This is a genomic window from Microbacterium sp. CFBP 8801, assembly GCF_014839455.1.
In the GTDB taxonomy this organism is placed as follows: domain Bacteria; phylum Actinomycetota; class Actinomycetes; order Actinomycetales; family Microbacteriaceae; genus Microbacterium.
In genome coordinates, this window is the sequence record NZ_JACYNU010000003.1 from 247,946 (window position 1) to 266,704 (window position 18,759).

The 18,759-nt window shown below is 72.1% G+C and carries 16 protein-coding genes; 12 read left to right on the forward strand and 4 right to left on the reverse strand.

The genetic code is table 11. From position 1 onward, the window contains the following. The 6 genes from IFR11_RS05820 to IFR11_RS05845 form a co-directional block, all read left to right on the forward strand. Positions 1 to 748: fumarylacetoacetate hydrolase family protein (locus IFR11_RS05820; RefSeq protein WP_191915531.1), on the forward strand; the 748-nt coding region annotated here is incomplete at its 5' end. Continuing rightward, positions 745 to 1,509 (forward strand): 2-dehydro-3-deoxy-D-gluconate 5-dehydrogenase KduD, encoded by a 765-nt coding sequence (kduD, locus tag IFR11_RS05825; RefSeq protein ID WP_055832921.1) that lies wholly within the window; start codon positions 745 to 747, stop codon positions 1,507 to 1,509. The genes IFR11_RS05820 and kduD, both read left to right, overlap by 4 nt. A 52-nt stretch (positions 1,510 to 1,561) precedes the next feature. Then, positions 1,562 to 2,407 (forward strand): 5-dehydro-4-deoxy-D-glucuronate isomerase, encoded by an 846-nt coding sequence (gene kduI / locus IFR11_RS05830; protein WP_191915532.1) that lies wholly within the window; start codon positions 1,562 to 1,564, stop codon positions 2,405 to 2,407. Continuing rightward, complete coding sequence (locus IFR11_RS05835) at positions 2,407 to 3,345, forward strand: sugar kinase (protein WP_191915533.1); 939 nt, start codon at positions 2,407 to 2,409, stop codon at positions 3,343 to 3,345. Before kduI ends, IFR11_RS05835 begins: the two co-directional genes overlap by 1 nt. Then, on the forward strand, positions 3,332 to 3,955 hold the full coding sequence (locus IFR11_RS05840; RefSeq protein WP_055940531.1) for a bifunctional 4-hydroxy-2-oxoglutarate aldolase/2-dehydro-3-deoxy-phosphogluconate aldolase: 624 nt from the start codon (positions 3,332 to 3,334) through the stop codon (positions 3,953 to 3,955). Before IFR11_RS05835 ends, IFR11_RS05840 begins: the two co-directional genes overlap by 14 nt. 122 nt (positions 3,956 to 4,077) lie before the next feature. Then, positions 4,078 to 5,121 carry an NAD(P)-dependent alcohol dehydrogenase gene (locus IFR11_RS05845; RefSeq protein WP_191915534.1) on the forward strand — a complete coding sequence of 348 codons (1,044 nt, stop codon included), beginning with the start codon at positions 4,078 to 4,080 and terminating at the stop codon, positions 5,119 to 5,121. 410 nt (positions 5,122 to 5,531) lie between these two features. Here the strand turns inward: IFR11_RS05845 and pgm are convergent, their stop codons facing one another. Next, positions 5,532 to 7,178, reverse strand: a complete 1,647-nt coding sequence (pgm, locus tag IFR11_RS05850) for a phosphoglucomutase (alpha-D-glucose-1,6-bisphosphate-dependent) (protein ID WP_191915535.1) — start codon at positions 7,176 to 7,178, stop codon at positions 5,532 to 5,534. A gap of 196 nt (positions 7,179 to 7,374) precedes the next feature. Between pgm and IFR11_RS05855 the strand changes: the two genes are divergently transcribed. The 3 genes from IFR11_RS05855 (at position 7,375) to IFR11_RS05865 (ending at position 11,692) form a co-directional block, all read left to right on the forward strand. Beyond that, entirely contained in the window at positions 7,375 to 8,784 is a 1,410-nt protein-coding gene (locus IFR11_RS05855) for a lipocalin-like domain-containing protein (RefSeq protein ID WP_191915536.1), read from the forward strand. A gap of 123 nt (positions 8,785 to 8,907) precedes the next feature. Beyond that, positions 8,908 to 9,561 (forward strand): response regulator transcription factor, encoded by a 654-nt coding sequence (locus IFR11_RS05860; protein WP_191915537.1) that lies wholly within the window; start codon positions 8,908 to 8,910, stop codon positions 9,559 to 9,561. Then, positions 9,554 to 11,692, forward strand: a complete 2,139-nt coding sequence (locus tag IFR11_RS05865) for an ATP-binding protein (RefSeq protein ID WP_191915538.1) — start codon at positions 9,554 to 9,556, stop codon at positions 11,690 to 11,692. The genes IFR11_RS05860 and IFR11_RS05865 overlap by 8 nt, the downstream gene beginning before the upstream one ends. On the opposite strand, the gene IFR11_RS05870 is transcribed toward IFR11_RS05865, so the two are convergent. Together IFR11_RS05870 and IFR11_RS05875 are read right to left on the reverse strand one after the other, a co-directional pair. Continuing rightward, positions 11,664 to 13,223 carry a carbohydrate-binding protein gene (locus tag IFR11_RS05870; protein ID WP_191915539.1) on the reverse strand — a complete coding sequence of 520 codons (1,560 nt, stop codon included), beginning with the start codon at positions 13,221 to 13,223 and terminating at the stop codon, positions 11,664 to 11,666. The genes IFR11_RS05865 and IFR11_RS05870 overlap by 29 nt on opposite strands. Continuing rightward, entirely contained in the window at positions 13,220 to 15,448 is a 2,229-nt protein-coding gene (locus IFR11_RS05875; RefSeq protein ID WP_191915540.1) for a glycosyltransferase family 2 protein, read from the reverse strand. Before IFR11_RS05875 ends, IFR11_RS05870 begins: the two co-directional genes overlap by 4 nt. A gap of 200 nt (positions 15,449 to 15,648) precedes the next feature. Between IFR11_RS05875 and pheA the strand changes: the two genes are divergently transcribed. Further along, positions 15,649 to 16,602 carry a prephenate dehydratase gene (gene pheA / locus IFR11_RS05880; protein WP_070409212.1) on the forward strand — a complete coding sequence of 318 codons (954 nt, stop codon included), beginning with the start codon at positions 15,649 to 15,651 and terminating at the stop codon, positions 16,600 to 16,602. A 75-nt stretch (positions 16,603 to 16,677) separates the two neighbouring features. On the opposite strand, the gene IFR11_RS05885 is transcribed toward pheA, so the two are convergent. Then, a complete protein-coding gene (locus tag IFR11_RS05885; RefSeq protein WP_070409213.1) occupies positions 16,678 to 17,736 on the reverse strand; it encodes an LLM class flavin-dependent oxidoreductase in 1,059 nt (352 codons plus the stop codon). Between the two features lie 95 nt (positions 17,737 to 17,831). Here IFR11_RS05885 and IFR11_RS05890 point away from each other — a divergent pair, with 95 nt between their 5' ends. Next, entirely contained in the window at positions 17,832 to 18,167 is a 336-nt protein-coding gene (locus IFR11_RS05890) for a hypothetical protein (protein ID WP_244630600.1), read from the forward strand. Positions 18,168 to 18,279: 112 nt separating this feature from the next. Further along, a complete protein-coding gene (locus tag IFR11_RS05895; protein WP_055832939.1) occupies positions 18,280 to 18,705 on the forward strand; it encodes an Asp23/Gls24 family envelope stress response protein in 426 nt (141 codons plus the stop codon). Positions 18,706 to 18,759: the final 54 nt, after the last annotated feature.

Sequence of the window (18,759 nt, forward strand, 5' to 3'; positions counted from 1 at the left end):
CGCCGAGCTCGACGGCATTCGGGATCTCGTCGCCACCGCGGATGCCGAGACCCTGCCGCCGCTCGACCCCTCGGCGCTGCGCGCGCCGGTGGTGCCGCGCTCGCTGCTGTGCCTGGGGTACAACTACCGCGGGCATGTGCCCGACGGGGTCGACCCCACCGCCGACGACCCGGCCACGCCCGACGTGTTCGTGAAGACGGCGAACACGCTGGGCGGTCCGGCCGATGCCGTCGTGATCCCCGCCGTGGCCGACGACGTCGACTACGAGGGGGAGATCGCCGTCGTCATCGGCCGACGGGCGCACGGGGTATCGCTCGACGACGCCCTGTCGTACGTCGCGGGCTACACCCTGCTCAACGACGTGTCCGACCGGTCGTGGCAGCGTCGACAGAGCCAGTGGGCGCTGGGCAAGTGCTTCGACGGGTTCGCGCCGCTGGGGCCCTGGATGGTCACCGCCGACGAGATCGATCCGCAGGACCTCGTCGTCGAGGTCCTGCGAGACGGCCGGGTCACCGTGTCGCAGTCGACGGCGACGACGATCTTCTCGGTCGCCTTCGTCGTGCACTACCTCAGCCAGGTGCTGACGCTCGAGCCCGGCGACGTCGTCTCGACCGGCACGCCGCAGAAGCTGGCCGCCGCGCAAGCCGCGCACCGACCGCTCGCCCCCGGCGACGCCGTGACCGTGCGCGTCGCGGGGATCGGCGAGCTGACCACCGTCTTCACCTCACCCTCGGGAGCACCCGCATGATCCTCGACACCTTCCGCCTCGACGGCCGCGTCGCCGTCGTCACCGGCTCGAGCCGCGGCCTCGGTCAGGGTGCGGCCCTCGCCCTCGCCGAGGCGGGCGCCGACCTCGTGCTCATCGACCGCGGCGACGCCGAGCACACCGCGGAACTCGCTCGCGGGCTCGGTCGGCGCGTGCACACCGTGCACCGCGACTTCGTCTCGGCCACCCGCGACGAGCTCGCCGCGGCGATCGACGAGGCGGCCGACGTCCTCGGTCGCGTCGACATCCTCGTCAACAACGCCGGCACCATCCGCCGCGCCCCCGCCGCCGAGCACGGCGCCGCCGACTGGGACGACGTGCTCGCCGTCAACCTCGACGCCGTGTTCCACCTCTCGCAGGCCGCCGGCCGTCGCATGATCGCGCAGGGGTGGGGGCGCATCGTCAACGTCGCCTCGATGCTGTCGTTCCAGGGCGGCATCCTCGTGCCCGGCTACGCGGCCTCCAAGCACGCCGTCGCGGGACTCACCAAAGCGCTCGCCAACGAGTGGGCGGCCTCGGGGGTCACCGTCAACGCGATCGCCCCGGGATACATGGCGACCGACAACACCGCCCCCATCCGCGCCGACGCCGACCGCGAGGCCTCGATCCTCGCGCGCATCCCCGCCGGACGCTGGGGGACCCCGGGCGACCTGCAGGGCGCGTTCGTGTTCCTCGCCTCCGACGCCGCCGCCTACGTCACCGGCACGGTGATCCCCGTCGACGGCGGCTGGCTCGTGCGCTGACACCGCCCGCTCCGCCCCTCGCTTTCCCGACCCCGAACCCCAGGAGAATCGCATGACCGCCTCCATCCCCCAGCGCTACGCGACCCACCCCGCGCAGATCCCCGGCATGGACACCGCCGACCTGCGCGATCGTTTCCTCATCGACGACCTCTTCGTCGCCGGCGAGGTGCGGTTGACCTACACGCACCACGACCGCATCGTGCTGGGCGGTGCCGTGCCGGCGGGCGCTCCGCTGCCCCTCACCGGTTATCCCGAGATCCGCAGCGAGTACTTCCTCGAGCACCGCGAGGTGGGCATCGTCAACGTCGGCGGGGCCGGCACCGTCACCGCCGACGGCGAGGTGTACGAGCTCGTCACCGGTGCGTGCCTGTACCTGGGACGCGGCATCCGCGACGTCGTGTTCGCCGACGCGGGCACCGACGCCGACGGGGCGCAGTTCTATCTCTTCTCGGCGCCCGCGCACACGAGCTACCCCGCGGCGCTGGTGTCGCCCGGTGAGGGAACGGTGCGCGAGCTCGGCGACCAGGTCACGAGCAATCGCCGCACGCTGAACCAGTACATCCACGAGAACGGCGTGCAGAGCTGCCAGATCGTCATGGGCGTGACCCAGCTGCACCCGGGCTCGATGTGGAACACGATGCCGGCCCACACGCACGACCGGCGCACCGAGTGCTACCTCTACTTCGACGTGCCCGCCGACGCCCGCGTCGTGCACCTGATGGGCGAGCGCGAAGAGACCCGTCACCTCATCGTGGGCGACCGCCAGGCCGTCATCTCGCCGAGCTGGTCGCTGCACTCGGGGGTCGGCACGGCGGCGTACTCGTTCGTGTGGGCGATGGCGGGCGAGAACCAGGCCTTCGACGACATGGATGCCGCGCCCATCACCGACCTGCGCTGATGACGGGGGTGCTGCTCGCCGTCGGCGAGACGATGGCGATGCTCGCGCCCTCCGACGGGGGAGGGGTCGTCGATGCCGCGGCCTTCCTCGTCGACGCGGGCGGGGCGGAATCGAACGTCGCCGCCCACGCCGCCGCCCTCGGGATGACGGCGCGCTGGCACAGTCGTCTCGGCGCCGACGCCCTCGGCGATCGCGTGCTGCGGCAGGTCGCCGCTCGGGGCGTCGACGCGGCGTCGGTCGTCCGCGACCCCGACCGCCCCACCGGTCTGTACGTGAAGGACCCGGGCCGGGGCGTGCGGTACTACCGCCGCGGGTCGGCGGCCTCGGCCCTCGCCGAGGACGATGCCGACGACCTGGCCCTCGACGGGGTCGACGTGCTGCACGTCTCGGGCATCACCGCCGCCCTGTCGTCGTCCGCCCGGGCGTTCCTCGTCGCGGCGATGGCGCGGGCGCGTGCGATCGGGGTCACGGTGAGCTTCGACGTGAACCACCGCGCGGCGCTGTGGTCGGCGGCGGACGCGGGCCCCGTCCTCGCCGACCTCGCAACGGCCGCCGACGTCGTCTTCGTCGGCCGCGACGAGGCCGAGACGCTGTGGGCGACCCCGCGCGACAGCGACGTGCGGGCGCTTCTCGACGGCGTCGCGGAACTCGTCGTAAAAGACGGCGACGTCGGCGCCACGGCCTTCCACGGCGAGGCGCGCACGTTCGTCCCGGCGCTGCGGGTCGAGGTGCTCGACGCGGTGGGGGCCGGAGACGCCTTCGCCGGCGGGTACCTCGCCGCCCGCTCCCGCGGGCTCGGGGTCGCCGACCGGCTCGCCGCGGGGCACGAACGCGCGGCACTGACCCTGCGCACCCTCGGCGACTCCCTGCACGACACGGCCGCCCTGCCGGCATCCCCCCTTCGCCCTCTCGATCGGAGCGACCATGCTTCCCGCTGACGACACCACCGCCTTCTTCGACGCCCGGTTCGCCGGCGCCCCGCTCATGGCGATCCTGCGCGGCATGGGCCGCGAGCGGTCGCTCGCGGTGGCGGCCACCGCGTGGGACCTCGGCATCGACGCCGTCGAGGTGCCCCTGCAGACCCCCGCCGACGAAGAGGCGCTGCGGGCGGTGTGCGCCGCCGCGGCCGAGCGCGGGCTGCGCGTGTGCGCCGGCACGATCGTCGACCCGGCGCAGGTGCCCGTCGCCCAGGCCGCGGGCGCGGCGTACCTCGTCTCACCGGGCCTCGACCCGGCGGTGGTGGCCGCGGCGCGGGCGCATGGCATCCCGATCCTGCCGGGAGTGGCGACGCCTAGCGAGGTGCAGCTCGCGGTATCGCTGGGGCTTCGCTGGCTCAAGGCGTTCCCCGCCTCGTGGCTGGGTCCGGCGTGGTTCCGCGTGATCCGCGGGCCCTTTCCCGACGTGCGGTTCGTGGCCACCGGGGGACTCGACGCCGGCAACGCGGCCGAGTTCCTGGATGCCGGGGTGCGCGTCGCCGCGGTCGGATCGGCGCTCGAAGACCCCGCGCAGCTCCCGCGCCTCGCCACCCTGCTCACCCGCCCGTCCTAGCCCCCGCCCCACCCCCGCGCGTGAGTCGTGGCACCTCGCGCACATCCGTGCAAGCCCGCGCCGACCTCGGCGTGCCCGGGGGAGGATGGATGCATCCGCATCGACCCCTCCTGAGGAGACCCATGCACGTCAACGCCTACGCGGCGTCATCCGCGACTTCGCCCCTCGAGCCCACGACCATCGAGCGCCGTGACGTCGGCCCGAAGGACGTCCTGATCGACATCGCCTACGCCGGCATCTGCCACTCCGACATCCACACCATCCGCGGCGAGTGGGGCGACGTGCCCTACCCCCTGACGGTGGGCCACGAGATCGTCGGAACGGTCGCCGAGATCGGCTCCGACGTCACCTCGCACAAGGTCGGCGACCGCGTCGGCGTCGGCTGCATGGTCAACTCGTGCCGCGAGTGCGACAACTGCCTCGCAGGCGAGGAGCAGTACTGCGAGAAGGGCAACATCGGCACCTACGCCGGTAAGGACGTCGACGGCTCGATCACGCAGGGCGGCTACAGCGAGAAGATCGTCGTCGACGAGCACTTCGTGCTGCGCGTCCCCGAGTCGATCCCCTACGACAAGGCCGCCCCGCTGCTGTGCGCCGGCATCACGACCTACTCGCCGCTGAACCACTGGAACGCCGGCCCCGGCAAGAAGGTCGCCATCGTCGGCCTCGGCGGTCTCGGCCACATGGCCGTCAAGATCGCCCACGCCATGGGCGCCGAGGTCACCGTGCTGTCGCAGACGCTGAGCAAGAAAGACGACGGCCTCAAGATGGGCGCCGACCACTACTACGCGACCAAGGACGAAGAGACCTTCACGACGCTGAAGAACACCTTCGACCTCATCGTCAACACCGTCAGCGCTCCGCTCGAACTGAAGAAGTACCTCGGGCTGCTCACGCTCAACGGCACGATGGTCAACGTCGGCGCCCCGCCGGAGCCGCTGCCCATCCAGGTCTTCACCCTGTTCACGAACCGTCGCTCGTTCGCCGGCTCGTCGATCGGCGGCATCCGCGAGACCCAGGAGATGCTCGACTTCTGCGCCGAGAACGGCATCGCCCCCGAGGTCGAGGTCATCTCGGCCGACCAGATCAACGAGGCCTACGAGCGCGTGCTGAAGAGCGACGTGCGCTACCGCTTCGTCATCGACGCGGCGACCTTCGCGTCCTGATCCCGATCGCCCCGGCCCCGACGCTCCGCGGAGCGCCGGGGCCGCGGCATCCCGTCGCGGGCACGCCTGCGTGGCAGACGCCTTTGTTCGCCCCGCCCTCCGGCGTGCGGGCCCCGGCCACCCGCGCGCGAGCCCGGGCCACCCGCGCGTGGGCCCCGGCCACCCGCGCGGGCCCCGGCCCCCCGCGCATAAACGCTCTTCCTGCGCATGAACGCGCAGGCGTCGTGTTTATGCGCAGAAATAGCGTTTATGGATGCCATAACCCCGGCCGGCGACGCGCCCCGGCCCGGGCGCAACCCCGACCCGCGACGCGCACCCGACCCGCGCACCCCGGCCCGCGACGCGCCCCGGCCCGCGAGCAGCACGAGAAAGCGGCGCCGCCCCGAAGGGCGACGCCGCTTTCTCGCGCGTCAGGCCTGGCCGAGAGCGGCGGACACGACCGCGCGGGCCTCTTCCTGCACCTCGCGCAGGTGGTCCTCGCCGCGCAGCGACTCCGCGTACAGCTTGTAGACGTCTTCGGTGCCCGAGGGGCGCGCGGCGAACCAGGCCGACTCGGTCTGCACCTTGAGGCCGCCGATCGCCGCGCCGTTGCCCGGAGCGTGCGAGAGCTTGGCGACGATCGGCTCGCCGGCCAGCTCGGTGGCGCTCACGGCATCGGGTGACAGCTTCGACAGCGTCGACTTCTGCGCGGGCGTCGCGGGAGCATCGACACGCTGGTAGGCCGAGGCGCCGAACTCGGCCTCGAGCTCGGCGTACCGCTGCGACGGCGTCTTGCCGGTGACGGCGAGGATCTCGGCGGCGAGGAGGCACAGCAGGATGCCGTCTTTGTCGGTGGTCCAGACCGTGCCGTCTTTGCGCAGGAACGACGCCCCGGCCGACTCCTCGCCGCCGAAGGCGACGGAGCCGTCGAGCAGCCCCGGCACGAACCACTTGAAGCCCACGGGCACCTCGAGCAGCGTCTTGCCGAGCGATGCGGCGACCTTGTCGATGATCATCGACGACACGAGCGTCTTGCCGATCGCGGCGTCGGCGGGCCAGCCCGGACGGTGCGAGAACAGGTAGTCGATCGCGACGGCGAGGTAGTGGTTGGGGTTCATCAGTCCCGCGTCGGGCGTCACGATGCCGTGGCGGTCGGCATCGGCGTCGTTGCCCGTGAGGATGTCGTAGTCGGCGCGCGCGGCGACGAGCGAGGCCATGGCCGAGGGCGACGAGGGATCCATGCGGATCTTCTCGTCCCAGTCGAGCGTCATGAACTTCCAGGTCGGGTCGACCTCGGGGTTCACGACGGTGAGGTCGAGGCCGTACACCTCGGCGATGAGCGCCCAGTACTCCACCGAGGCCCCGCCCAGCGGGTCAGCGCCCATGCGGACGCCGGCGCTCTTGATGGCGTCGATGTCGATGATGGATGCCAGATCCCGCACGTACGCGTCGCGGAAGTCGTACTGGCCGAGGTTCTCGAGGTCGATGTCGGCGTGGCGAGTGCGCTGTACGCCCGACAGGCCCGCGGCGATCAGCTCGTTCGCACGGTCGGCGATCCAGCCGGTGGCGTCGGTGTCGGCGGGGCCGCCGTGCGGCGGGTTGTACTTGAAGCCGCCGTCGCGCGGAGGGTTGTGCGACGGGGTCACGACGATGCCGTCGGCGCGGCCCGGGTCGTCGGCCGCGCGGCCCGTGTTGTAGGCGAGGATCGCGTGGCTGAGAGCCGGTGTCGGCACCCACGCGTCGCGGGAATCGACGCGCACGTCGACGCCGTTGGCGACGAGCACCTCGATGGCGCTGCGCTCGGCGGGCAGCGACAGTCCGTGGGTGTCGCGGCCGAGGAACAGGGGCCCCGTGATGCCCTGCGCCGCGCGGTAGTCGACGATCGCCTGGGTGGTGGCGAGGATGTGGTCTTCGTTGAAGCTGGTGCTCAGCGACGAGCCCCGGTGACCACTGGTGCCGAAGGCGACGCGCTGCTCGGGCACCGCGGCATCCGGTTTGCGGTCGTAATACGCCGCGATCAGTTCGTCGATGTCGATGAGATCGGATGCCTCTGCGGGCTTCCCTGCGCGACTGCTCATGCGCCCAGTCTGCCCGCTGCGTCCGACATGCGCACACGCCGTGACGCAATTCTGCGGGAATCCCTTGCTCGGTGCACCGCTTCCGGTCGTGCGCACGACGCTCGCCGCCGGGCCCGTTCGACGGTGAGGGGGCGGTCGAATCGCGCCGCCACAGACCGGCCCCCCACGGGACACCCGTCGTCACTACACTCCGACCATGAGACGTATGTCGTGGGGGGCCCGCTTCGTCGGGGTCGGACTTGTCGTGGCGGCGATCGTGGCGATCGTGAAGGGGAAACCGAGCGGAGTGACCGCGCCGTCGGTCCCCGTTCCCGAGAACCCGCTGTGGAAGGGCACGACGAAGCCCGCTCCCGTCCCCGAAGAGAACGTCGTCCTCAGCCTGCCGAAGGACATGTACCGGCACGCGGGGGCTCCGACCGAGTGGTGGTGGCACATCGGCACCCTTCGGGCGGGCGATCGCGTGTTCGGCTTCGACATCAACGCCGCCTCCTTCACCGGCCAGCACTTCGGGATGTCGCAGATCTCGCTCAGCGACGTCGAGGGGGGCCGCCACTACGAGCGCACGCAGGTCTACGGACCCTCGCCGATCGGGGTGTTCGACGTCAACTCCTGGGCCGAGGGCGACCCGTCGAAGCCGTGGTACGCGCGACTGGGCGACCCGTCATGGCTGGTCGGCGGGTTCAGCGTCACGAACACGGGCTCCGGCTACACCGAGGCGCCCTCCGTCCACTTCGAGGGTGACGGCACCGGGGCCTCCGCCGTCGCGATCCTCGACGACAAGGGCGGAGTGACCCAGATCATCCTGCTGAAGCCCGGGTCGGGGTACACGACCACTCCGACCGTGACCCTCGTCGGCGGCGGTGGTTCGGGAGCCACCGCGGTGGCCGTGCGTCATTCCGTCGTCATGACGGCGCCCCAGGCCGACCCGACGCGCGACATCTCGGTCACGGCCGTCCTCCAGGACGCCAAGACGCTGGACGAGGTCGAGTTCGACCTCACGTTCTCGCAGCAGGGCCGACCGATGTTCGTCTTCGGAACGGGAGTGGAGCCCAGCGCGACGAGCCAGAGCTTGAAGAAGGACAACTACTACTTCTCGTTCACCCGGCTGAAGGCGACCGGCACCATCACCTTCGGGGGCGAGACCTTCGAGGTGACCGGCACCACCTGGATGGACCACGAGTACGGGTTCTTCGGTGGCAACTCGGCCGACACCCGCGTCCGGTGGCTCCTGCAGGACATCCAGCTCGAGAACGGGTACACGCTCTCGACCGCCGGCATGATCGGCGAGGGGTACAAGCCCGAGATCGGCGTCTCGGTCGACGCTTTCGCCACCATCCAGGACCCGAACGGTGAGATCTACTACGTCGCCAGCACGATGACCCCGGTCGGCGAGCTGTGGACGAGCCCCTCGACGGGCAACAGCTACGCGCAGCAGTTCCGGGTGCAGATCCCGTCGTTCGACTCCGACATGCTGATTTCGACGCGGCTTCAGGACCAGGAGTTCTCGGCGAGCGGCGCGCCCATCTACGAGGGAACCGCCGAACCGACGGGCACCTTCCTCGGCGAGAGCGTTGCGGGAGACGCCTGGATCGAGCAGGCCTTCTAGGCGCTCCGCGGGTCCGGCCCAGGCCGGGCCCACCCCGACTCGGGCCGCGACCGTTCATCGTCCCCGTGCACCGCTTTTAAAGGATGCCGCGTCGCCGGTGCCCGGGTGAGACATACTCGTGCCATGGGTGAAGGGGACGTCTCGCGCGTGGCGGTCGTCGATGACCACGAACTGGTCGCCCTCGCGATGCAGGGACTGCTCGCCGGGGCCGGGGGCCTACGTTTCGTCCGCCACGAACCGACCGTCTCGCGTCTCGTCTCACGCGCGTGCGACGTGGAGCTGGTTCTACTCGACCTGAGCCTTCGCGACGACTCCTCGCCGGGCGAGAACGTCGCGGCGATCCGCCGCTGGGGCGCTCACGTGCTCGTGCTCACCTCGGGGGAGGACCCCTTCCTCGTGCGCGCGGCCTCGCGCAGCGATGTGTGCGGCATCGTGCGCAAGTCCGCCCCGTCGCCGGCCCTCCTCGCGGCGATCGCCGCCGCCGCGCACGGCGAGCACGTCGCCACCACCGAGTGGGCGTCGGCGCTCGACACCGACCCGCTGCTCGACGCCGCGCCCCTGACGGAGCGGGAGCGCCAGGTGCTCGGTCTCTACGCGTCCGGCCTCGGCGCCCGCGACGTGGCGGCGCAGCTGTTCATCTCCGAGAACACCGTCAACGATCACCTGCGACGCATCCGCGCCGTCTACCAGCTGGTGGGTCGCCCGGCGGCGACCAAGGTCGAGCTCTACCAGCGCGGGGTGGAAGACGGCTACGTCCCCCGCCCCCGCCGTGGGTGACCTCGACGCGGGTTCGCTCGCCGCCCGCCGGGTGATCGCCGGGGCCTCCGGGTTCCTGGTGACGGCGGTGGCCGTGGTGACCGTCGCCTTCCTCGCGAGCGGCGAGCAAGGCGGCCTCCCGCTCTGGTACCACGCGCTCGGGTGGTGGTCGGCGGCGCTGACGGTCGCGCTCGCGCTCGCGGCTCCCATCCTCCGCGAGCGCGCGCTGCGGGTGGGGGCCGGAGCGGCCGTGGTGTCGTACCTGGCCGTGGTGGCGCTGTTCCCGGTGGCCGCGGAGGCGGGGCACGTCGAGCGCATGCCCTGGCTGCTCACCGCCTCCAGTGCCGGGGTCGCCGCGGCCCTCGTCGCCGCAGGCCCGGGGCTGGGCTGGGTGACCGTGGTGCTGGCGGCGGTCGCCGGGGTCATCTATCGTCTGCGTTTCGGCGGGTTCGACCTCGACGGCGTCGTCAACGACGCCCATGCCGTGCTCACGGCGGCGGTGATCTGCGCCCTCGGGGGGTTCGTGCTCTCGGCCGGACGCGGTCTGGATGCCGCGGCTGCCGCGCGCCGGGAGGCCGGCGAGCGCGAGTCGGCGGAGCGCGGTCGGCTGGCCGCGCGCACCCGGACCGCAGCGCTCGTGCACGACGAGGTGTTGGCGACGCTTGCTCTGGCCGCCTCGACCGTGGCGGGCCCCCTCGATCGCCTCGCCGCGCAGGCCCGTCGTGCGGCGCTCATGGTGACGCGTCTGGCGCACGAGGAATCCGAGGACTCCTGGCCACTGGAGGCCGCCCTCGCGCGGGAGGCGCGGCGTCACGATGCGCGCTTCACCGCGCGCGTGGACAGCCCGCTGCACGTGTCCGATCCCGTGCGTGAGGCGATCGTGGGGGCGTGTCGGCAGGCGCTCGCCAACGCCGTCCGGCACGCAGAGGAAGCTCCCCGTTCGGTGACCCTGACGGTGCGCTCCGCGATGATCGAGGTGGTCGTCGCCGATGAGGGTGCGGGCTTCGAGGTGTCCGACATCGCCGACGACCGACTCGGCATCCGACACAGCATCGTCGGGCGCATGGCGCGCGTGAGCGGTGGCGGCGCCGAGGTGCAGTCGGGTCACGGGACGGGCACCCGGGTGGTGCTGAGGTACCGGCCCGATCCCGGACCCGAGATGGATGCCGACGCGAGCGGCCGTCCGCGCGGGCGCGCCGTCGCCTTGCTCGCCGCCGGCTTCGTCGCGCTGCAGGTTCTCTGCGCGGTCGCCGCCGCGCTCTCCGCCCCCGAGTCGTGGCCGCGGCAGGCGGCTCTGCTGGCGGTCGTGCTGCTCACGGCCTCGCTGGTGTGGAGCGCGCGGCGTGCGGCGCCGGCGTGGCCGCGCGCTGCCGCCATCACCGCCCTCGTCGTCGGGGGCACCGTCGTCGCGGTGTCGACCGCGCCGTTCTCTTACGGTCCGCTCTGGCCCGTGGTCGCCCTGGCCTTCTTCCTCGTCGTGCTGGCTCTGCGTGGACGCACGGGAACCGCGATGGCGGGAGCGGTGCTCATCGCGATCGTCGTCGCCGCGCGCGGCATCCTGGACGGCGCACTCGTCGGACAGACGGTGCAGCTGGCGGCCCGCCCCACGGTCATCGTGATCGTCGCCGTCGCCATGCTCCTTGTCGTGGCGCGGATGCGGCGGCGGATCGCGGCGCTGCACCGAGAGGCCGTGATCGCCGCCGAGAGCGAGAGCTGGTCACGGGCGGCGCGCGCCGAGCTGGGTCGGCGCACCGACGAGCTCGTGCGAACGGTGGTGCCGCTGATGGAGCGGATCGGTGCGGGGAGTCCCGCCTCCGCAGCCCAGCGCCGCGAGTACGCGGCCTGGGAGGGCCGCCTGCGCGACGAACTGCGCGCCGGAGGCCTGTCGCGAGAGCCGCTGCGCTCCGCGGTGGGCGCGGCGCGCGGTCGCGGGGTCGACGTGGTGCTGCTAGACGACAGCGGCGAGGCCGTCGACGAGGACGCGCTGGTCGCGGTCCTCGCGTGGATGGCGGCGGCCGTCGGCGAAGCCCGGCACGACGTGGTGGGCCGGCTTCACCCGCCCCACCGTGCCATGCAGGCCAGCATCGCCGTCGACGGGCGCGTGTCGCTGTTCGACGGTGCGCTCACGGTGCCTCCGCCGGTGCCTCGATGAGCTTCCACGGCGAGTAGTCGCGGTCGAGGACCGAACGGTCGGGACGCTGGCCGCGCGACCACCAGCGCGCCTCGTACCCGCTGCCGTCGTACAGCACGCGGTCGCCCTGGTTGTAGAGCGCGTCGACGTTCCAGTCGGGGTAGGTGCCCGCGGGCAGCTCGGGGAGGGCGAAGGGCACGTCGTCGGCCAGGACGGGGCCGACATACGTCCAGGCCGAGGCGGCGGCATCCAGGGTCGGGTCGTCGGGGACCGCCCCGTCTTCGTTCCACCACTTGGCGACGTACACCGAGCCGTGCCAGACGACGAAGACGCCGGCCGAGTAGAACGACTGCGACGACCACACCGGGAAGGGGCTCGTGTCCGCGTCGTCGGCGATCATCGGCCAGTCCTCCTGCGGAGCCGTTCGGCCCGCGGGGGTGCCGTCGCGATCCGCCCCGAGGATGCCGGCGAAGCTCTCGCCCGCCTGCTCCACCCCGCTGCACGACGTCGACACGACTCTCGGGCGGGGGTAGTTGCTGCCGCAGGTGCGGTCGCGGTTCAGCGACCACAGCGACATGCGGGCGACGCCCACCTCGGTGGTGAAAGCCTCGAGAGCCCGCGCGTCGTCGAGCGTGAACACCTCGTGCTCGATGTCGCTCTGACCGATCATCGGGGTGGCGCCCAGCAGCGCCCAGGCGCCGCCCGGGGGCAGGTCCCGCCCCGCGCCGCGCCAGACGTCGGCGACCTGCGCGGCCGTCTGCCGGAGGGCTCCGATGGCCAGGTCGGAGGTCGACACGCTGCGGTCGTCGGCGTTGAAGTCCATGGTCATGGCGTTCACGCCGGCCAGGGTCACCCCCGCGTTCAGCATCTCGGTGATCTGCGTCAGCCCCCGGTCGGTGAGACCGTCCGGAGCCACCGGGAGGGTGAGCCACACATCGAGCGGGCGCCCGGCTGCGGTGCGCTCCTGCTGCAGCTGGGCGACTGCGGCGTTGCGTCGCGCGGTCGCCGCCGCGTCGTCGAGGGCGTCGCCCTCGATGTCGAGATCCATCACGTCGGCCCCGTAACGATCCATCACCTCGCGGTACGCGTCGACCAGCGCCGAGACGGAGTCGCACGCCAGGGCGAGCTCGGAGTTCGCCGCACCCCCGAACGACACGGCCAGGGGGCGCCCCTCGCGGCGCACGCGCTCCACGCGACGGTCGAGCTGGAAGCGCTCCGCCGCGTCGTCCAGGCTGTACGCCTTCCCCCATGTCGGCGTGCAGTCGTCGTCGCCCGCCGCCACCACGAAGGCGAGCACCACGCCGCCCGGGCCCTCGGACATCGCGCTCCGCGCGAGCTGATCGCCCGAGTCGAGCGTCACGTCGTAATAGCCGACGAACCACCGGTCGGCCGTCGGCGTGCCGTCCACGGGGGGCGGGAGCGTCGGCAGCACGGCCACGGCCGCGACACCGCCGCTGAGGGCCACCGCGATGACCGCGCTGACCACGAGCCGTGCGAACGACAGGCGCCGACCCGCGAAGCGCGACCGCGACCGAGCGATCACGGGGCTCACGAGGCGGCCCCCGCCAGCTCACGGGGACCGTCGTCGAGCACGGCGGTCCAGCGCTCGGCAGTGACCGAGGCGTCCGGCGTCTGTGCGGGAGGGGCGACCCAGATCCAGTCCATCCAGGCGAACCACAGATCGGACACGGCGTTTCGAACACCCACCAGCCGCAGCAGCGCCCAGACGATCGACAGGGTGGTGAAGGCGGCGAACACCGTCGTCCCCCACGCGTCGACGTACGCCGCGCGCACCCCGATCGCGGCGGCCGCGGCCGCGACCACGAGCGGGGCGGTCAGGTACAGCGCCGGGACGCGGGTGCGCGCGGCCACCTTCGGCGTCCGGGCGAAGCGCGCCTTGCGGCCGCTGAGCGCCTGCGCGACCGAGCCGATGCTGCCGGCCAGATTGACCGGCAGCAGCAGCAGATTGAGGCCGTAGATCGCCACGACGTCGCGGCGACGGTAGCCGAGCGCGTGCAGGTCGGATGCCATCTCGGCGAAGTACGGCACGGCGATGAGCAGCAGCAGCAGTGTCACCAGCTGACCGTTCATCGGGTACAGCGTCAGCACGGCGAACAGGCCCAGCGTCACCCAGGCCACGGAGCCGAGGTAGTTGGTGCGCAGCAGCCGCTCGGCGAGCGTCAGCGGGCGCCCCTCGCGGCGGCGCTGCTGGATGAGGGCGCGGAGTCTCGGCAGGATGAGCAGACCCCCGTCGGCCCACCGACGGCGCTGGATGACGAGGGTGCCGAAGTCGGGCGGGGTGGCGCTGTAGCTCAAGCGCTCGGGGTAGTTCACCAGGGACCAGCCGTGCGCGGCCAGATCGATCGAGGACTCCGTGTCCTCGATCGCGGTGCGATCCGAGATGAAGCGCACCACCGGGATGCCGTCGTCGACGCTCACCCGTCGGAGTTGCTGCACCGCCTCCCACCGCAGCACCGCGTTGGCCCCGACCCAGAACGTGGCGTCGAAGGCGGTCAGCCCCTGGTGCACGATGTGCTGCAGATCGGTGGTCGCACCGGCGAGGCGTTCCAGCCGAGTCGGCGCACCCCGGTAGGCGCTGTACGGCGTCTGCGCGACGGCGATCCGGGCGTTCTCGGGCTGCTCGAGCAGGTGCACGAGGTGCGCGCAGTAGCCCGGGAGCAGCATCGAGTCGGCGTCGAGGGTGAGCACGAAGTCGCACGCGGCGACCTCGAGATCGGCGGGTCCGTCGCCGGCATCCTCCAGCACGAGCTGACCCGCGATCACCGTCTCGCGGTAACGGCCGCCGATGAGTCCGAGGTAGGAGTTGAGGTTCATCGCCTTGTTCGCCGCGTGCGAGAGCGAGGCGTAGCGGCGCCTCTCGAACGTGCTCGCCTCGACGCGGAAGACGCGCACGAGACGCTCGAGCACCTGCAGCGCGCGTTCGCGCTCGAGTGGAGCGGCGCCGTTGTCGGCGGCCTCCCGCAGCGCCGCCGCCGTCGCATCGAGGTCGTCGGCGAGTCGTCGCAGCACCTCCTCGGCGAAGAAGACCTCGACGTGCGTGCGGGTGGGTGCGGCGTCGGCCTGCGCGCGCAGCCACTGGGCGCAGGCGGCGTGCTCGCGCATCGCGAGCTCGGTCACCTCGGCCGACGAGAGAGATCCCTCGCGGGCGCGGGCGGCGGCGGCATCCACCCGGGTGAAGACCGGCAGCAACGCGCTCGTCAGTTCGTCGGTGAGGGCGCGGCACCCCTCGAGATCGAGTCGCGCCGCCTCACCGACGGGATCGACGTCGTCGTCGAGCAGGAGCACGACGTTCAGCCGCGGGAACTCCTGCAGCGCGACCGACCACAGCCCCATGCGCACCAGCGCCGGATCCTCGGACCGCGACGGCAGGAGGGCCGTCAACCGCGGTTCGCGTCCGCAGAAGTGCTCGTCGAGGTCGATGCGCCGCACCCGACGGTGGGCGGCCAGGCGCGGAAGGGCACCCGAGCGGGCGAGGAGGTACATGCACGCCGACAGCGTCAGGAACGTCACCGAGACGAGGAACACCGTCGTCGTCACCAGCTGCTCGGCGTCGACGAGCGCGCCGCCGCGTGACAGCGCGACCACGACCGTGGCCAGGTAGAGCACCCACAGCACGATGCAGGCGACCAGCGCCAGGCGGGCACGGGCGATCCGAGCGGGCGAGGGCCGCGGATGGAGCACCGGCTGCGGACGACGATCGCGGTCGGTGCCGCCCTGCCGCCGGGGGACGCGGGGGTCGGTGGAGGTGTGGCGCATGACGGGTGTCTCTCTCCCTGGCATCCGGTGCGTCGGGTCGCACCGGACGGGCGCCAGCCGCGCGGGATGGACGCCGTACGGGCGACTCTGGCGCATTCGCGCGGCGCGAGCGGCGGGTTCGACCACCGGTATCGGGGGTTCTGCGGCGCTCGAGGGCCTCGACTGCCCGCCGGAGAGTCGAGCATCTAGGCTGAGTCCCCGTGAGCACTCCCGATCCGGCCCGACGCACCTACAGCTACCTGGGTCCCGCGGGAACCTTCACCGAGGCGGCGCTCGCCCAGGTCCCCGAAGCGCGCGACCAGATCTGGCGGCCGGTGCGCAACGTCGGCGAGGCGCTGGCCGACGTCGTCGAGGGACGATCGGATGCCGCGATGATCGCCATCGAGAACTCGGTCGACGGGGGCGTGTCCACCGCGCAGGACGCCCTGGCCACCGTGCCGGGCCTGCGCATCGTCGGCGAGTACCTCGTGCCGGTGAACTTCGTGCTCGTGGGCAAGCCCGGTGCGACCCTCGCCGACGTCTCGCTCATCGCCGCCCACCCCGTCGCGTACGGGCAGTGCCTCGGCTGGCTCAGCGACAACGTCCCCGCCCACGCGCACCTGCCCGCCGAGAGCAACGTCGCCAGCGCCCTCGGCGTGCTCGACGGCACGAGCGGCGCCGACACGGCGATCGCCGCCCCCGGCGTCGTCGCCCACCACGACCTCACGGTCCTCGCCGAGAACATCGGCGACAACCCCAACGCGGTGACCCGCTTCGTGCTCGTCAGCCGCACGGTCGCCCCGGCTCCGCCGACGGGCGCCGACAAGACGTCGCTCATCGTCGAGCTCCCCGAGGACCACCCCGGCGCCCTGCTCGAGCTGCTCGAGCAGTTCGCCACCCGGGGCATCAACCTGAGCCTTCTGGCATCCCGTCCCATCGGCGACGCCCTCGGCCGCTACCGCTTCGTCATCGACGCCGACGGGCATGTGCTCGACGAGCGCATGGCCGACGCGCTGCTGGGTCTTCGCCGCTTCAGCCCCAAGGTCATCTTCCTGGGCTCGTACGCGCGCGCCGACCGCGCCATCGTGCGGTACCCGCAGCGCTACAGCGACGACGTGTTCGTCGAGGCGCGCGACTGGCTGCGCGGCCTGCTGAGCGGCGAGCCCGAGGCCTGACGCGCGCGGCACGCCACCCGCCGAGATCGCTGCCGCCCCGCCGCGACGTATCGCCGCGCGGCAGCCCGCCCCGGGTCAGGCCGCGACGGCCGCCTTCTCGGCGATCAGCTCCAGGGTCTGCGCGCGACCCTCGACCGAGTCGAGAGCCTCACTGTCGTAGGCGCCGGCGACGGGCGAGACCATGATCTCGTCGACCCCGTACTGCGCGGCGAAGGCAGCCAGCTGTCCCTGCACCTCGGGGCCGGTGCCGACGAACCACTTCTGCCGGGTGGACGCCATGATCGACTCCGCCATCGCGTCGAAGGGATCGGCCTTGGCCTGCTCCACGGTCTCGAGCGGCACGAGCGGACGGTTGGTGCGCAGTCGCGCCATCATGCGCAGCTGCGGCAGCGCGCGCTCCTCGGCCTCTTCGGCGGTGGGGGCGGCGACGACGTTAGCGGTGACGAACGTGCGCGGGCCCTCGCCCGAGTCGTTGGGCCGGAACTGGTCGCGGTACAACCGCAGCGCGTGCTCGAGCCCTTCGCCCGAGAAGTGGTTCGCGAACACGTAGGGCAGGCCGAAGCTGGCGGCGAGCTGCGCGGAGTAGTCGCTGGAGCCCAGCAGCCACACCTGCGGCATCCCGGATGCCGCGGGTGTCGCCTTCACCTGATACTCGGTGCCCGAGGTGAATCGCACGGTGGCGCCCTCGGGGGAGGTGAGCGCGATGATGTCGGTCACGTGGTCGGGAAAGCGCGAGACGTCGCTCGTCGTGCCCGACCGGTTCAGCAACTGCGTGATGACGGGGTCGCTGCCGGGGGCGCGCCCGATGCCCAGGTCGATGCGTCCCGGGGCGAGGGCCTCGAGGGCGGCGAACTGCTCGGCGACGATGAGCGGGGAGTGGTTCGGCAGCATGACGCCCCCCGAGCCCACGCGGATGCGCGACGTGCGCGCCGCGGCGGCGGCGATCAGCACGGGGGGAGTGGTCGAGGCCACGGCGGGCATGTTGTGGTGTTCGGCGAACCAGTAGCGGGTGTATCCGAGGCGGTCGGCGCGCTCGACGAGGTCGAGGGCGGCGCTCACCGCCTGCGCGCTGGTCTGCCCGTGCCGCACGGGCACGAGGTCGAGAACAGAGAGGGAGGGGATCGCGTCGGTCACCTCGACGACAACCTCCGTGGGCCGCCCGCTATTCCGTCTCGAGAAGAGCCGCAACCCCCGTCCGTGATCCCGTTCATCGTGCGTAGCGTCCCGCTATGAGCGAATCGCACTCCGCGGGGACGCCGCTCGACGGCCCGCAGACGGATGACGTGCAGGACACCGACGCGCACACGATGGTGCGCGCTCAGATCGTCGTCGACGACGCGACCTTCTCCCTCGCACAGGGGCAGGACCTGGCGGATCTGCAGCAACGCATCGAGAGCGCCGTCCACAGCGGAGGGCGATTCGAGAGCTTCGTCGTGGTGGGCAACCGCCGGATGAGCGTGCTCTGCACGGCCCATACGCGCGTTCTGTTCGCCGTCGAGACCGTGCAGGACGCCCCCCGCGACACCGGTGATTCCGACCCGTTCGGCGGCTTCTTCGACGTGTGAGCGGTGCTCAGCTTTCTCTCAGGAAGAAAGTCGTGACGAATCGGTCGCCCGCTACGTCTCCTTTATGACATCGCGGGACAGACGGTCCCGGAGACGACGGAAGGAAGCGCTCATGGCTGACACCATCACCACCGCCACCCCCACCACTGCCAAGAAGGACGGCGGCTCCACGGTCATCGTCGACGCCGTCGTCGCCAAGGTCGCCGGTATCGCCGCGGCTGAGGTTCCGGGCGTCCACGCCCTCGGCGGTGGCGCGGCTCGCGTCATCGGCAACATCCGCCAGGCCGTCGGTGCCAAGGACCACGCGCAGGGCGTGAGCGTCGAGGTGGGCGAGACCGAGGTCGCCGCCGACATCTCGATCCAGGTGGACTACCCCGAGCAGCTCCAGCGCGTCGCGTCGAACGTGCGTGCCGCCGTCTCGCAGGCCATCACGGAGCTCGTCGGCATGAAGGTCGCCGAGATCAACGTGACCGTGGTCGACGTCTTCATCCCGGGCGAAGACGACGAGGAGCAGGTCGACGACACCCGCGTCAACTGACGATCGCTTTCGAAGGGGCGTCACCGAGAGGTGGCGCCCCTTTCGCGTGCCCGG

Excerpts from the sequence above, each read along its gene's own strand:
- kduD (WP_055832921.1), top strand. The coding sequence starts at position 745 with ATGATCCTCGACACCTTCCGCCTCGACGGCCGCGTCGCCGTCGTCACC.
- kduI (WP_191915532.1), top strand. The coding sequence starts at position 1,562 with ATGACCGCCTCCATCCCCCAGCGCTACGCGACCCACCCCGCGCAGATC.
- IFR11_RS05835 (WP_191915533.1), top strand. The coding sequence starts at position 2,407 with ATGACGGGGGTGCTGCTCGCCGTCGGCGAGACGATGGCGATGCTCGCG.
- IFR11_RS05840 (WP_055940531.1), top strand. The coding sequence starts at position 3,332 with ATGCTTCCCGCTGACGACACCACCGCCTTCTTCGACGCCCGGTTCGCC.
- IFR11_RS05845 (WP_191915534.1), top strand. The coding sequence starts at position 4,078 with ATGCACGTCAACGCCTACGCGGCGTCATCCGCGACTTCGCCCCTCGAG.
- pgm (WP_191915535.1), bottom strand. The coding sequence starts at position 7,178 with ATGAGCAGTCGCGCAGGGAAGCCCGCAGAGGCATCCGATCTCATCGAC.
- IFR11_RS05855 (WP_191915536.1), top strand. The coding sequence starts at position 7,375 with ATGAGACGTATGTCGTGGGGGGCCCGCTTCGTCGGGGTCGGACTTGTC.
- IFR11_RS05860 (WP_191915537.1), top strand. The coding sequence starts at position 8,908 with ATGGGTGAAGGGGACGTCTCGCGCGTGGCGGTCGTCGATGACCACGAA.
- IFR11_RS05875 (WP_191915540.1), bottom strand. The coding sequence starts at position 15,448 with ATGCGCCACACCTCCACCGACCCCCGCGTCCCCCGGCGGCAGGGCGGC.
- IFR11_RS05890 (WP_244630600.1), top strand. The coding sequence starts at position 17,832 with ATGAGCGAATCGCACTCCGCGGGGACGCCGCTCGACGGCCCGCAGACG.
- IFR11_RS05895 (WP_055832939.1), top strand. The coding sequence starts at position 18,280 with ATGGCTGACACCATCACCACCGCCACCCCCACCACTGCCAAGAAGGAC.